Origin of the sequence: Rathayibacter caricis DSM 15933, assembly GCF_003044275.1 — a bacterium.
In the GTDB taxonomy this organism is placed as follows: domain Bacteria; phylum Actinomycetota; class Actinomycetes; order Actinomycetales; family Microbacteriaceae; genus Rathayibacter; species Rathayibacter caricis.
This window is the reverse complement of record NZ_PZPL01000001.1, coordinates 2,884,204-2,897,132: the sequence shown is the minus strand read 5'-3', so window position 1 is coordinate 2,897,132 and position 12,929 is coordinate 2,884,204. Positions and strand designations below refer to the sequence as shown.

Below are 12,929 nucleotides of genomic sequence, written 5' to 3'. Positions count from 1 at the left end.
TCCCATCCGCCGCAGGCAGGATGGGGCCACCGCCGCCGCGGCGGAGGAAGCACCGGGGCCCCGCGCCCCGCCGAGGAGAGGAACACGCATGGCACGAGTCGCCGTCATCGGAGCCCACGGCAAGGTGGGTCAGCAGATCCTGCACCTGCTCTACGACGCCGGACACGAGTCCGTCGGAGTGATCAGGAACCCCGAGCACGCCGAGGACATCGTGCGACTGGGCGGCGATCCGCTCGTCCACGACCTCGAGAACTCGAGCGCCGAGGAGTTCGCGGCGCTGCTCGAGGGCGTCGACGCCCTCGTCTTCACCGCCGGCGCCGGCCCCGACTCGGGGATCGAACGCAAGCGGACCGTCGACCTGGGCGCCTCCGTGCTCAGCCAGGAGGCCGCGGCCGCGGCCGGAATCCGCCGCTTCGTCCAGATCAGCGCGATCGGCGTCGACGAGCCGCTGGCCGAGGACACCGAGAAGGTCTGGCGCGCCTACGTCGAGGCCAAGCGCGACGCCGACACCGCACTGAGGAACACCGATCTCGACTGGACCATCCTGCGTCCGGGCGGGCTCACGACCGACGAGGGCACCGGCCGGGTCGAGCTGGGTGAGACCGTCGAGCGCGGCAGCATCCCCCGCGAGGACGTCGCAGCCGTGGTCGTCGCCGTGCTCGAGCAGCCCGCGTCCATCGGACGGACCTGGGAGCTCGTCTCGGGTGACGTGCCCGTCGAGGACGCGGTCGCCCGAGCCTGACGCCGGTGGCCGGCGCCCGCCCGAGGGGCGGCGTCGGCCCGTGCGCCTAGAGTGGTGCGGGTGAGCAGCCCCGCGCCCCGTCCCTGGATCCGCAGCTACGCACCCGGAGTGCCGGCGGAGCTCGAGCCCCCCGAGGGCTCGCTCCTCGACATCGTGACGGAGTCGGCGGCGCAGTACCCCGAGAAGGTCGCGCTGGAGTTCTTCGGCCGTGCGACCAGCTACGCCCAGCTCGCGGATGATGTGGAGCGCGTGGCCGAGGGCCTGCGCCGACTGGGCGTCCGCGAGGGCGATCCGGTCGCCCTGATCCTGCCCAACTGCCCCCAGCACGTGGTCGCCTTCTACGCCGTCCTCCGGCTGGGAGCGGTGGTCGTCGAGCACAACCCGCTCTACACGCCGCGGGAGCTGCGGCACCAGTTCGAGGATCACGGCGCGCGCGTCGCGATCGCCTGGGATCGCATCGTGCCCCTGGTCCAGGAGCTGCCCGCCGATCTCGGGGTCGAGACCGTCGTAGCGGTCGACCTCACCAGGGCGATGCCCGCGCCGATGCGCGCGGCCCTCCGCCTGCCGATCCGCAAGGCGCGCGAATCCCGCGCCGCTCTCACCGGGCGCGTGCGCGGCGCGATCGAGTGGGACTCGCTGCTGCGTCGCCGGATCGACCCCGCTCACCCGCGTCCGACCACCGACGACCTCGCGGTGATCCAGTACACGAGCGGGACCACCGGCACTCCCAAGGGCGCCGAACTCACGCACCGCAATCTGACGGCGAACGCCGCGCAGTCCCGCTCCTGGGTGCCGACGGTGCGCCGCGGCGACTGCGTGGTCTACGCGGTGCTGCCGATGTTCCACGCCTACGGCCTCACCCTCTGCCTCACCTTCGCGATGAGCATGGGGGCGCGGCTGGTGCTGTTCCCCAAGTTCGACCCCGACCTCGTGCTGAAGGTCGTGCGCAAGCACCCCGCGACGTTCCTGCCTGCCGTTCCTCCGATCGCCGAGCGGCTCGCCGCGCGGGCCCGCGAGAAGGGCGTCTCGCTGCAGGGCATCGAGATCGCCATCTCGGGGGCGATGCCGCTGGACCCCGCGCTCGTCGCCCGCTTCGAGCAGGAGACGGGAGGCACCCTCGTCGAGGGCTACGGCCTGTCCGAGACCTCGCCGGTCCTGATGGCGAATCCGGTCGGCCCCACTCGGCGCGCCGGGACCGTCGGCCTGCCGCTGCCCGGGACGGACGTGCGCATCGTCGACCCGGAGGACCCCTCCGTCGACGTCGCGCTCGGCGAGCAGGGCGAACTCGTGGTCCGAGGCCCGCAGGTGTTCCGCGGATACCACCGGAAGCCGCAGGAGACCGCGGACTCGTTCACCTCGGACGGCTGGTTCCGCACCGGCGACATCGCCACGATGGACGGGGACGGCTTCATCAGCCTCGTCGACCGCATCAAGGAGCTCATCATCACCGGCGGCTTCAACGTCGCTCCGTCCGAGGTCGAGGAGGTCCTGCGCCGGCTCCCCTCGGTCAGGGACGCGGCGGTCGTCGGCCTCCCCGACGCCCGCAGCGGCGAGATGGTCGCGGCCGCCGTCGTGCTCGAGCCCGGCGCGCACTTCGACGAGTCGGAGGCGCGCGCGCTCGTCCGCGAGGCGCTCACGCCCTACAAGGTGCCGCGGAGGATCGTCGTCATCGACGAGCTGCCGACCAACATGATCGGCAAGGTGCTGCGCCGCGAGGTGAAGGCGACGCTGCTCGACGAGAGCTGAGCGCCCCGGACAGCACAGAGCCCCCGGTCCCGCTCGCGCGGTCCGGGGGCTCCGTCGTACAGTCACATGTCGAAGCCGCCGCCGAAGTCTCCGCCTCCGAAGTCGCCTCCGCCGAAATCCCCACCTCCGCCGTAGTCGCCTCCGCCGTAGTCGCCCCCCGCGTCCGCACCGGCGTCACCACCGTCTGCTCCCGCCTCGCCGTCGCCGCCCTCACCGCCGGCGTAGTCGCCGCCGACGTCCGGGAGGAACGCACCGGCGATCGCCGAGCCGATGGCGAATCCGGCGATCGTGCCGAGCATCGACGAGGCCAGGACCCCGCCGAAGCCCATCCCGCCCGCGCCGCCGCCGGCGAACCGGCGCTCCATGAAGCCGGGCTGCCGCAGCTCGCTACGGGTCGCGGACTGGGCGAGTGCCTGGGGGTCGTCGCTCCGCGGGGCGTCGCCGACGGGTGCGCCCTCGCTCAGCTCGCGGAAGACCTGCTGGCGCTGCTCCGGAGTCAGCTGCTCGAAAGCTTCACGGTGCACCTGCTCCAGCGCCTCAGGCGGCGCGGTGCGCAGGAGGTATCGGTACCGCTCGATCGCGATCTCGTCCTCGCTGCGGGCGGAGCGTCCGGGCGGGGTGCCGTAGGCGGGCTGCTGCCCGTCCGGCCGTCCCGAATCGCGTCGTGCGTTCTCGGCGGGCTCTTCGCGTCCCAGCAGTCGGTCCAGGAATCCCATGATCTCCTCCTCGGCGCCGCGTGGAAGCGGTCGCTCAGCGACACGCTAGGACGCTCGCACGCATGACTCCTGAACGCGCGCTCAGAGTGCGCTCCACACGGGAGCGCGGAATCACCTCTGCTTCGGGATCACGATCCACAGGATGATGTAGGCGATGATCTGCGGTCCCGGCAGCAGGCACGAGAGCACGAAGAGCAGACGGACCAGAAACGGGCTCCAGCCGAAGCGGTGGGCGAGCGCGGCGCAGACGCCGGCGATGATCGTGCCCCGACGGGGGCGAGTGAGAGTGGCCATGGATCCACTCTGTCGCAGCACTCCTGGGAGCGGCATCCGGGGAACCCCCGAGAGTGGGGGCCGGGACCCCGAGTCGGCCTAGTCCGGGAGCGCCGCGGCGGCGGATGTCGCGAAGGCGGCGGCGCGATCAGCGGCGGCCTGCGGCCACACGACCCGGAAGCGCTCGAACACGACCCCCTCGAGCTCGGACTCCGGGTCCTCGCGAGCGAAGTAGCGCCGATGCCCGGACAGCCAGGCCTCGCGGGTGCGATCGCCCTCCCCCTCGGCCCAGGCGAACGCCTCGTCGACCGAGTCGAGCGGTCCGATCCTGACGTCGTCATCGCGCAGGACGAGCCGCGGTGCGCCGGTCCCGTCGCAGACGATCCAGTGATCGCCGGCCGCGGGAACCGGATCGTCGCCGACCAGGGACGCGGTCGCGGTCTTCACTCCGCGCGCGACCAGTGCGAGCAGCTCGTCGGCCAACTCGACGGAGTCGCCGAAGGACTCGACCGGCGGCAGCGGATGCGGTCCGGAGCCCGGGTACTCGGACCAGAGCCGCCGCGCGGCGTCGAGGTCGGGCTCCGGCAGGGGCGTGCGCTGCGGGGCGTCGGGCAGCACCGCGAGGATGTTCGCTCCGGCCAGAGCCGCCGGGTCCTCGGGGTGGTTGTCCGGAGTCTCGACGGAATCGAACGGCCACCGTGTCAGCAGCCAGCGACGCGCGAACGCATCGAACTCCTCCTCGCTGCGCGATCCGCGCAGCTCCGGGAGGACCCACCAGGACGCGGTCGCCGTGCGCCCCTCGCCGGGCACGACGCTCAACGCTCCTCGCACCGTGGTCCAGGAGTCGTCGACGAGGACGAACGCGTGCGCCCGGCCCGCGCGGGCAGCGCCCTCGACGAGCCGGAGAGCCTCCACATCGTCATGCGGATCGGCCCCTCCTGGGAGGAGCGCTTCGAGCCACGCGCGGCGCTCCCCGATCGCCGCACCGAGGAGGTCGGCGTCGCTCGACACCAGGGGACGGAGGAAGTCACCACTCGGCAGATCGAGCCGCGCGGGGACGGAGTCGTCGGGCCGGTCGCTCACCGTCTCCTCCGCTCCCCGCGCACCGGCTCAGCCGGCGGCGCGCTCCAGCACGAGCTCGCGCACGCGGGCGGCGTCGGCCTGGCCCTTCATCGCCTTCATGACGGCGCCGATGACGGCACCGGCGGCCTGCACCTTGCCGTCGCGGATCTTCGCGAGGACGTCGGGCTGCGCGGCGAGGGCGGTGTCGATCGCCTCGATGAGCGCACCGTCGTCCGAGACGACCGCGAGCCCGCGGGCGTCGACGACCTCCTGCGGTGAGCCCTCGCCGGCGACGACGCCCTGCAGCACCTCGCGGGCGAGCCGATCCGTCAGCGTGCCGCTCTCGACGAGACCGGCGAGCTCGGCGACCTGGGTCGGAGTGACCAGGGCCGCCGGGTCCTGCCCAGCCGCGTTGGCGAGACGGGCGATCTCGCCGGTCCACCACTTGCGGGCGGCCTGAGGCGTCGCTCCGGCCGCGACCGTATCGATGATCTCGACCAGCAGGCCGCTGTTGGCGACGTCCTGGAACTCGAGGTCGGTGAAGCCCCAGTCGGCCTTCAGCCGCCGACGGCGGGCAGCGGGCTTCTCGGGGAGCGCGGCGCGCAGCTCCTCGATCAGCTCGGGTGCGGGCACCACCGGGAGCAGGTCGGGCTCGGGGAAGTAGCGGTAGTCGTCGGCGTCGCTCTTGGGGCGGCCGGCGGAGGTGCGGCCGGTGTCCTCGTGCCAGTGGCGCGTCTCCTGCGTGATCGTGCCGCCCGCAGCGAGGATCGCCGCCTGGCGCTGGATCTCGTAGCGCACGGCGCGCTCGACCGAGCGGAGCGAGTTGACGTTCTTGGTCTCGGTGCGGGTGCCGAGCTTCTCCTGGCCCCACGGGCGGAGGGAGACGTTGGCGTCGCAGCGGAGGTTGCCGCGCTCCATCTTCGCGTCGGAGATGCCGAGGGCGAGGACGATGTCGCGGATGGTCGCCACGTACGCCTTGGCGAACTCCGGTGCGTTTTCCCCGGCTCCGAAGATCGGCTTCGTGACGATCTCGACGAGCGGGACCCCCGCGCGGTTGTAGTCGACGAGCGAGTACTCGGCGCCCTGGATGCGGCCGGTGGAGCCGCCCACGTGCGTGAGCTTGCCCGCGTCCTCCTCCATGTGCGCGCGCTCGATCGGGATGTCGACCAGTGTGCCGTCGGCCAGCTCGACCTCGACCGAGCCCTCGAAGGCGATCGGCTCGTCGAACTGCGAGATCTGGTAGTTCTTCGCGAGGTCCGGGTAGAAGTAGTTCTTCCGGGCGAAGCGGCTCGACGGCGCGATCGAGCAGCCCAGCGCGAGGCCGAGGCTGATCGAGTAGCGCACGGCCTGCTCGTTGACGACCGGGAGCGAGCCCGGCAGCCCCAGGTCGACCGGGGTGACGTTGGTGTTGGGCTCGGAGCCGAACTCGTTCGGCGCGTCCGAGAACATCTTGGTCCTGGTGTTGAGCTCGACGTGCACCTCGAAGCCGAGGACCGGCTCGAAGCGCTCGAAGACCTCGTCGTAGTCCATGAGCTCGGGGACGGACGTGTGCGCGGAGGCCATCAGACGGCACCTTCCTCGGAGGCGAACTGCTCGGCGGGAGCGAGATCGGGGGCCTTCGCGAGGAGCGGGTGACCCCACGACTCCTCGAGCAGGGCCTCGAGCGCTCCGCCGACGGTGTAGAGGCGGACGTCCTCGCGGGCGGGAGCGAGGAACTGGATGCCGACGGGCAGCCCGTCCTCGTCGGCCAGCCCCGCGGGGACCGAGATGCCGGGGATGCCGGCGAGATTCGCCGGGATCGTCGCGATGTCGCCGCGGTACATCGCCAGCGGGTCGTCGAGCTTCTCGCCGAGACGGTAGGCGGTGGTCGGCGCGGTCGGCGAGGCGATGACGTCGACCGAGGCGAAGGCCCGGTCGAAGTCGCGCTGCACGAGCGTGCGCACCTTCTGCGCGCTGCCGTAGTAGGCGTCGTAGTAGCCGGCCGAGAGGGCGTAGGTGCCCAGGATGATGCGGCGCTTGACCTCCGGGCCGAAGCCCTGCTCGCGCGTGGCCGCCATGACCTGCTCGACGGTGCCGCCGCCCTTCGGCGTGACCCGCAGGCCGAAGCGGACGGAGTCGAACTTGGCGAGGTTGCTGGACGCCTCGGCGGGGAGGATCAGGTAGTAGGCGGCGACCGCGTGCTCGATGCTGGGGGCGCTCACCTCGACGATCTCGGCTCCGGCGCCCTCGAGCACCGCGAGCGCCTCGTGGAAGCGCGCGAGGACGCCGGGCTGGAAGCCCTCTCCGCCGTCGAGCTCCTTGAGCACTCCGATGCGGAGGCCCTTCACGTCGGCGCGGCGGACCGCATCGGCGAAGGAGGGCCAGGTGTCGCGCAGCGACGTCGAGTCGCGCGGGTCGTGCCCGGCGATCACGTCGTGCAGCAGGGCGGAGTCGAGGACGGTCCGCGAGACGGGTCCGATCTGGTCGAGGCTCGAGGCGAGTGCGATCGCTCCGTAGCGCGAGACGCCGCCGTAGGTCGGCTTGACGCCGACGGTGCCCGTGACGTGAGCGGGCTGGCGGATCGAGCCGCCGGTGTCGGAGCCGAGGGCCAGCGGCGCCTCGTAGCTCGCGACCGCCGCGGCGGAGCCGCCGCCCGAGCCGCCGGGGATGCGGTCGAGGTCCCACGGGTTGTGGGTCGGGCCGTACGCGGAGCGCTCGGTGGTCGAGCCCATCGCGAACTCGTCCATGTTGGTCTTGCCGATCGGCACGAGGCCGGCGGCGCGGACCTTCGTCATGACCGTCGCGTCGTACGGCGGACGCCAGCCCTCGAGGATCCTCGACCCGCTCGTGGTCGGCATGTCGTTCGTGACGATGACGTCCTTGACGGCCAGCGGGATCCCCGCCAGCGGGTGCAGGGACTCGCCGGCGGCGCGACGGCGGTCGATGTCGGCGGCGGTGCCGACGGCGGACTCCTCTGCCACGTGCAGGAACGCGTGCACCGCGGAGTCGACCGACGCGATGCGGTCGAGGTGGGCGCGGGTCGCCTCCGTCGACGAGATCGACCCGTCGACGAGCTTCTCGGAGAGCGCGGAGGCGCTCAGGCGGATGATCTCCGCTCCGTGGGCGCTCACTGCTCCTCCCCCAGGATCGCGGACACCTGGAAGCGGCTGCCGTCGTGCTCGGGGGCACCGGACAGGGCCTGCTCACGGGTGAGGGTCTCGCCGACCACGTCGGGGCGGAAGACGTTCTCGAGCGGGATGGGGTGGCTGGTCGCGGGCACATCGGGGGTGGCGACGGCCTGGACGGCGGCCACGGAGTCGACGATCTGGCCGAGCTCCCGGGTCATGGTCTGGATCTCCTCTGGGGTGAGGTCGATCCTGGCCAGCTGGGCCAGATGGGCGACCGTCTCGGCCGTGATCTCGGACATACGTCTCCGTCGGTGGTTCGTGAGGATGCGGCGTCCAGTGTACCGAGCGGCTCCGCGCCGCTCGGCCAGCCGTGGTGCGGACACCGACGCGGGTCAAGACTCGTCGGACGACTCCGCGGCGTCGGGCTCGGCCTCGCCGGGTGCGGAGGACTCGGCGTCCTCCTCGGGTGGAGCGATCGCCGCGGGCCCCTCGGTGACGAGCAGGTGGAACTGCGCGGCGTCGATGATGCGGACGCCGAGCTGCTCCGCCTTGCCGAGCTTGCTGCCCGCACCGGGCCCGGCCGCCACGTAGTCGGTCTTCTTCGAGACGCTCGAGCCCGCCTTGCCGCCGGCCTGCATGATCGCCTCCAGAGCGCCCTCGCGGGAGTAGCCCTCGAGGGATCCCGTCGCGACGACGGTGAGCCCGGCGAGCACTCCTCCCGCCGCCTCGGCGGCACCGGGGCCGGGGTGTCCCGGAGTCGAGAAGCGCACCCCCGCGGCTGCCCAGCGATCGACGATCTCGCGGTGCCAGTCGACCTCGAACCAGTCGAGCAGGGCGTCGACGATGATGCCGCCCACCCCGTCGACGGCCGCGAGTTCGTCGCGGCTGGCCGAGCGGATGGCGTCGAGCGAGCCGAAGTACCCCGCGAGCGCGCGCGCCGCGACGGGACCGACGTGCCGGATGCTCAGCGAGACGAGCAGGCGCCAGAGCTCCTTGGTCTTCGCCTTGTCGATGTTCTCGACCAGGCGAGTGGCGTTGGTGGACGGGACGGACGACTCATCCCCCGCGAACACGCCCGCGTCGGGATCGAACGGGCCGTCCTTCGCGATCTGGCGTTTGCGCTGGAAGGGCCGGACGACCTTGGGCCGACCCGCGGCGTCGAGCTTCTCGAGACCGGTCTCGGAGTCGCGGACGACGACCTCGATCGGGAACAGGTCGGCGAGGGTGAGCTCGAAGAGCCCGGCCTCGGTGCGCAGCGGCGGCTCCGCGGGGACGAGCGGCTGGGTCAGCGCGGCGGCGCTCACCTCGCCGAGCGCCTCGATGTCGAGTGCCCCGCGGCCGCCGATGTGCTCGACGCGCCCGCGCACCTGCGCCGGGCACGACTCGGCGTTCGGGCAGCGCAGATCGACGTCGCCCTCCTTCGAGGGAGCGAGGGTCGTGCCGCACTCGGGGCAGGTCGTCGGCATCACGAACTCGCGCTCGCTGCCGTCGCGCAGCTCGACGACCGGGCCGAGCACCTCGGGGATCACGTCGCCGGCCTTCCGCAGCACCACGGTGTCGCCGATCAGCACGCCCTTGACCTTGACCACGTCGGCGTTGTGCAGGGTGGCCTGGCGGACCTCGGATCCGGCGACCTTCACCTTCTGCATCACGGCGAACGGAGTGGCCCGTCCGGTGCGTCCGACGCTCACGACGATGTCGAGGAGCTTCGTGTGCACCTCCTCCGGCGGGTACTTGTAGGCGATGGCCCAACGCGGCGCGCGGCTGGTGGCACCGAGCTCGTCGTGGAGGGCGAGCTCGTCGACCTTGACGACGACTCCGTCGATCTCGTGCTCGACCGAGTGGCGCTCCCGCCCGTACTGCTCGACGAAGGCAACCACCTCGTCGACGGAGGCGGACACCCGGTTGTGCGCGCTGACCGGCAGCCCCCACGAGGCCAGCAGGCCGTACACGTCCGACTGCGAGGACACCGGCGGAGCCTGCCACGCTCCGATGCCGTGCACGTAGAGCGCGAGCGACTGCACCCGGGCCTCCCCGGCGCGCAGATCGAGCCCGGACTTCTTGTCCAGCTGCTGGCGCAGCCCTCCGCTCGCGGCGTTGCGCGGGTTCGCGAAGGTCGGGAACCGGCGCAGCGCGCTGTCGCGGGCCCGCTCCTCCTCGAACGGCCTGCGGGTGGCCTCGGGACGCGCGGCCCACCGGGCGCGCGACTCCTCGACGGCCTCCTCGCGCAGCCGCTCCTGCAGAGCGTTGAGCTCGGCGAAGGCCTTCACCGGGATGAACACCTCGCCGCGGACCTCGACCAGGGCGGGGTGGCCCTCGCCGGAGAGCTGCTCGGGGATGCCGGCCAGCCGCACGGCGTTGACCGTGACGTCCTCCCCCGTCCGGCCGTCGCCGCGAGTGGCGGCGGTGACGAGACGCCCGTTCTCGTAGTGGAGGGAGATCGCGAGACCGTCGATCTTGAGCTCGGTGAGCCAGGCGATCTCGCGGCCGGCCGACGCGACGGTCTTCTCGCACCACTCGCGCAGCTCGTCGGCCGAGAACACGTTGTCGAGCGACAGCATCCGCTCGGCGTGGTCGATCGGATCGAGACCGGCCGCGACGACGCCGCCGACGGTGCGGGTCGGCGAGTCCTCGGCGGCGAGCTCGGGGTGCTCGGCCTCGAGGGCGGCCAGCTCGCGCACCAGCGAGTCGTACTCGGCGTCCGAGAGGACGGAGGCGTCGGCCGCGTAGTAGTTCTCGCTCGCGGAGCGGATCCGCTCGCGCAGCTCGTCGACCCGGGCGGCGACGGTCTCGTCGGCGGCCATCAGCGGGCGCCCCCGAGGTAGGCGGCTCCGAGGTCGGCGTCCACGAGATCGGCGGCCACGGTGCGGTCGATCGTGCACTGGCCGAGGACGCGCGTGCCGAGGTAGACGACCGCGGTCTGCCCGGGGGCGACGCCGTCGAGCGGGGAGTCGGGGGTGATCACGAGCTCGACACTGCCATCGACGTCCGACACCACGGCCGAGGCCGGCACGGGGTCGGCGTGAGCGCGGATCTGCACGTCGCAGCGGAAGGGCGTCGTCGCGTCCTCGGGCGCCGCTCCGGCCCACGTGAACCGGGAGCCGGCGATGCGCCCGATCCGCAGCGCCTCGCGCGGTCCGACGACGACCTCGTTGGTCTTCGGTCGCACCTCGAGCACGAAGCGGGGGCGGCCGTCCGGCGCCGGCACTCCGAGGTGCAGGCCGCGGCGCTGACCGACCGTGTAGCCGTGGGCGCCCTCGTGCGCACCGACGACCGCACCGTCGCGGTCGACGATCGAGCCCGGCTCCGGAGCGACCCGCTCGGACAGCCAGCCGCGGGTGTCCCCGTCGGGGATGAAGCAGATGTCGTAGCTGTCGGGCTTGTTCGCGACGCTCAGGCCGCGCTCGGCGGCCTCGGCCCGCACCACGGCCTTCGACGGCGTGGTCCCGAGCGGGAACATCGAGTGCGCCAACTGCTCGGTGGTCAGGACGCCGAGGACGTAGGACTGGTCCTTCGCCTCGTCGCTCGCCCGGTGCAGCTCGCGTCCGCCGTCGGGCAGGGTGACGAGAGAGGCGTAGTGGCCGGTGCAGACCGCGTCGAAGCCGAGGTCGAGCGCCTTCTCGAGCAGTGCGGCGAACTTGATCCGCTCGTTGCAGCGCATGCAGGGGTTCGGGGTGCGGCCCGCGGAGTACTCGGCCACGAAGTCGTCGACGACGTCGAGCTTGAAGCGCTCCGAGAAGTCCCACACGTAGTAGGGGATGCCGAGCACGTTCGCCGCGCGCTGCGCGTCCATCGAGTCCTCGATCGTGCAGCAGCCGCGGCTGCCCGTCCGGAGCGTGCCCGGCATCCGGCTGAGCGCGAGGTGCACGCCGACCACGTCGTGCCCCGCGTCCACCGCCCGGGCCGCGGCCACCGCCGAGTCCACTCCACCACTCATCGCCGCGAGAACCTTCACCGTCCGAGTCTACGAGCGCTCGTGCGGACGGCGCAGTCCCCGCTCAGGCCGTGGGCAGGACGGACCGGTTGGAGAGCCCGGCTCGCGCCGCGCGGGTGTAGGCCCCGGGCAGCGCCGCGAGGACCGCGTCCACGTCGGAGTCGGTCGTCGTGCGGCCGAGCGTCAGGCGAAGCACTCCGCGCGCCTCGTCCTCGCTCCGGCCGAGCGCCATCACCACGTGCGAGGGCTCGGGGATGCCCGCCGTGCACGCCGACCCGGTGGAGACCGAGATCCCCGCCAGATCGAGCAGCAGCAGGAGGGAGTCGCCCTGCGCGCCGGGGAACGCGAAGTGCGCGTTGTTCGCGACGCGGCGGCCGGAGTCGACGGCGGGACCGGTCAGCGTCGCTCCGGGGACCGCCTCGAGCACGCCCGCGACGAGCCGATCGCGCAGAGCGGCGAGGCGGACGGACTCCGCGGCGAGCTCGGCGGTCGCCTCCGCGGCGGCCGCGGCGAACGCGGCGGCGCCCGCGACGTCCTGCGTCCCGGACCGGACGCCGCGCTGCTGGCCGCCGCCGTGCAGGACCGGGACGACCCGGGCGTCCCGCGCGAGGACGAGCGCGCCGGTCGCGATCGGCCCGCCCACCTTGTGGCCGGAGACGCTCACGGCCGCGAGTCCCGCTCCCCCGCCCGAGCCGGAGGTGCGGCGCACCGCCGCGATCTCGAGCGGGACGTGGCCGAACGCGGCGACGGCGTCGAGGTGCAGCGGCACGCCCGCCTCGGCGCAGACGGTCGCGAGCTCGACGACCGACGCGATGGTGCCGATCTCGTTGTTGACCCACAGCGCCGACACCAGCGCGACGGATGCGGGGTCGCGGGCGATCGCCGCGGCGAGCACTTCGGGGCGCAGCACGCCCTCGGAGTCGAGCTCGAGCCACTCGACGGCGGCGTCCTCGTGCTGCACCAGCCACTCGACGCTGTCGATCGTCGCGTGGTGCTCTCCCCCGGGCACGAGGATCCGCCGCCGGGCCGGATCCTCGGCACGGCGCTGCCAGTAGAGGCCCTTGAGCGCGAGGTTGATCGCCTCCGTGCCGCCCGCGGTCAGGATCACCTCGACCGGCTCGCAGCCCAGCGACTCGGCGAGGATCTGGCGCGCGTCCTCGAGGCGGCGGCGCGCCTCCTGCCCGGCGCCGTGCACCGAGGAGGGGTTGCCCGGGCTCTGCGAGGCCTCGACGAAGGCGGCGAGCGCCGAGGCGCGCATCGGAGTCGTGGCCGCGTGGTCGAGGTAGATCACCGCTGTCCCCCGTCCGCGTGCGGGCGCGGAGGAGGTCTCCGGCCCTTCACTACTGTAA

At 72.8% G+C, this 12,929-nt stretch carries 11 protein-coding genes; 2 read left to right on the top strand and 9 right to left on the bottom strand.

What is annotated here, in order from left to right; translation table 11 throughout:
- The first annotated feature begins 88 nt into the window (after positions 1-88).
- Together C1I63_RS13435 and C1I63_RS13430 are read left to right on the top strand one after the other, a co-directional pair.
- Positions 89-742, top strand: a complete 654-nt coding sequence (locus tag C1I63_RS13435) for an SDR family oxidoreductase (protein WP_107575104.1) — start codon at positions 89-91, stop codon at positions 740-742.
- Between the two features lie 60 nt (positions 743-802).
- The gene (locus C1I63_RS13430; protein WP_107575874.1) at positions 803-2,488 is read left to right on the top strand and encodes a long-chain-fatty-acid--CoA ligase; all 1,686 of its coding nucleotides are present in this window, start codon (positions 803-805) and stop codon (positions 2,486-2,488) included.
- A gap of 62 nt (positions 2,489-2,550) precedes the next feature.
- On the opposite strand, the gene C1I63_RS13425 is transcribed toward C1I63_RS13430, so the two are convergent.
- The 9 genes from C1I63_RS13425 to C1I63_RS13385 form a co-directional block, all read right to left on the bottom strand.
- Complete coding sequence (locus C1I63_RS13425; RefSeq protein ID WP_107575103.1) at positions 2,551-3,204, bottom strand: hypothetical protein; 654 nt, start codon at positions 3,202-3,204, stop codon at positions 2,551-2,553.
- A 111-nt stretch (positions 3,205-3,315) separates the two neighbouring features.
- The gene (locus tag C1I63_RS13420; RefSeq protein ID WP_055792497.1) at positions 3,316-3,498 is read right to left on the bottom strand and encodes a PspC domain-containing protein; all 183 of its coding nucleotides are present in this window, start codon (positions 3,496-3,498) and stop codon (positions 3,316-3,318) included.
- A gap of 78 nt (positions 3,499-3,576) precedes the next feature.
- The gene (locus C1I63_RS20150) at positions 3,577-4,560 is read right to left on the bottom strand and encodes an ASCH domain-containing protein (RefSeq protein WP_244907078.1); all 984 of its coding nucleotides are present in this window, start codon (positions 4,558-4,560) and stop codon (positions 3,577-3,579) included.
- 27 nt (positions 4,561-4,587) lie between these two features.
- The gene (gene gatB / locus C1I63_RS13410; RefSeq protein WP_107575102.1) at positions 4,588-6,102 is read right to left on the bottom strand and encodes an Asp-tRNA(Asn)/Glu-tRNA(Gln) amidotransferase subunit GatB; all 1,515 of its coding nucleotides are present in this window, start codon (positions 6,100-6,102) and stop codon (positions 4,588-4,590) included.
- Complete coding sequence (gatA, locus tag C1I63_RS13405) at positions 6,102-7,649, bottom strand: Asp-tRNA(Asn)/Glu-tRNA(Gln) amidotransferase subunit GatA (RefSeq protein WP_107575101.1); 1,548 nt, start codon at positions 7,647-7,649, stop codon at positions 6,102-6,104. The genes gatB and gatA overlap by 1 nt, the downstream gene beginning before the upstream one ends.
- Positions 7,646-7,945, bottom strand: a complete 300-nt coding sequence (gene gatC / locus C1I63_RS13400; protein WP_107575100.1) for an Asp-tRNA(Asn)/Glu-tRNA(Gln) amidotransferase subunit GatC — start codon at positions 7,943-7,945, stop codon at positions 7,646-7,648. Before gatC ends, gatA begins: the two co-directional genes overlap by 4 nt.
- Positions 7,946-8,038: 93 nt before the next feature.
- Complete coding sequence (ligA, locus tag C1I63_RS13395) at positions 8,039-10,450, bottom strand: NAD-dependent DNA ligase LigA (RefSeq protein WP_107575099.1); 2,412 nt, start codon at positions 10,448-10,450, stop codon at positions 8,039-8,041.
- The gene (gene mnmA / locus C1I63_RS13390) at positions 10,450-11,601 is read right to left on the bottom strand and encodes a tRNA 2-thiouridine(34) synthase MnmA (protein WP_244907076.1); all 1,152 of its coding nucleotides are present in this window, start codon (positions 11,599-11,601) and stop codon (positions 10,450-10,452) included. The genes ligA and mnmA overlap by 1 nt, the downstream gene beginning before the upstream one ends.
- 43 nt (positions 11,602-11,644) lie before the next feature.
- A complete protein-coding gene (locus C1I63_RS13385; protein ID WP_107575871.1) occupies positions 11,645-12,838 on the bottom strand; it encodes a cysteine desulfurase family protein in 1,194 nt (397 codons plus the stop codon).
- Between the last annotated feature and the right edge of the window lie 91 nt (positions 12,839-12,929).

Coding starts and splice junctions, on each gene's coding strand:
- ligA (WP_107575099.1), bottom strand. CDS start 10,450: ATGGCCGCCGACGAGACCGTCGCCGCCCGGGTCGACGAGCTGCGCGAG.
- C1I63_RS13420 (WP_055792497.1), bottom strand. CDS start 3,498: ATGGCCACTCTCACTCGCCCCCGTCGGGGCACGATCATCGCCGGCGTC.
- C1I63_RS13435 (WP_107575104.1), top strand. CDS start 89: ATGGCACGAGTCGCCGTCATCGGAGCCCACGGCAAGGTGGGTCAGCAG.
- gatC (WP_107575100.1), bottom strand. CDS start 7,945: ATGTCCGAGATCACGGCCGAGACGGTCGCCCATCTGGCCCAGCTGGCC.
- gatB (WP_107575102.1), bottom strand. CDS start 6,102: ATGGCCTCCGCGCACACGTCCGTCCCCGAGCTCATGGACTACGACGAG.
- C1I63_RS13425 (WP_107575103.1), bottom strand. CDS start 3,204: ATGGGATTCCTGGACCGACTGCTGGGACGCGAAGAGCCCGCCGAGAAC.
- C1I63_RS13385 (WP_107575871.1), bottom strand. CDS start 12,838: ATGCGCGCCTCGGCGCTCGCCGCCTTCGTCGAGGCCTCGCAGAGCCCG.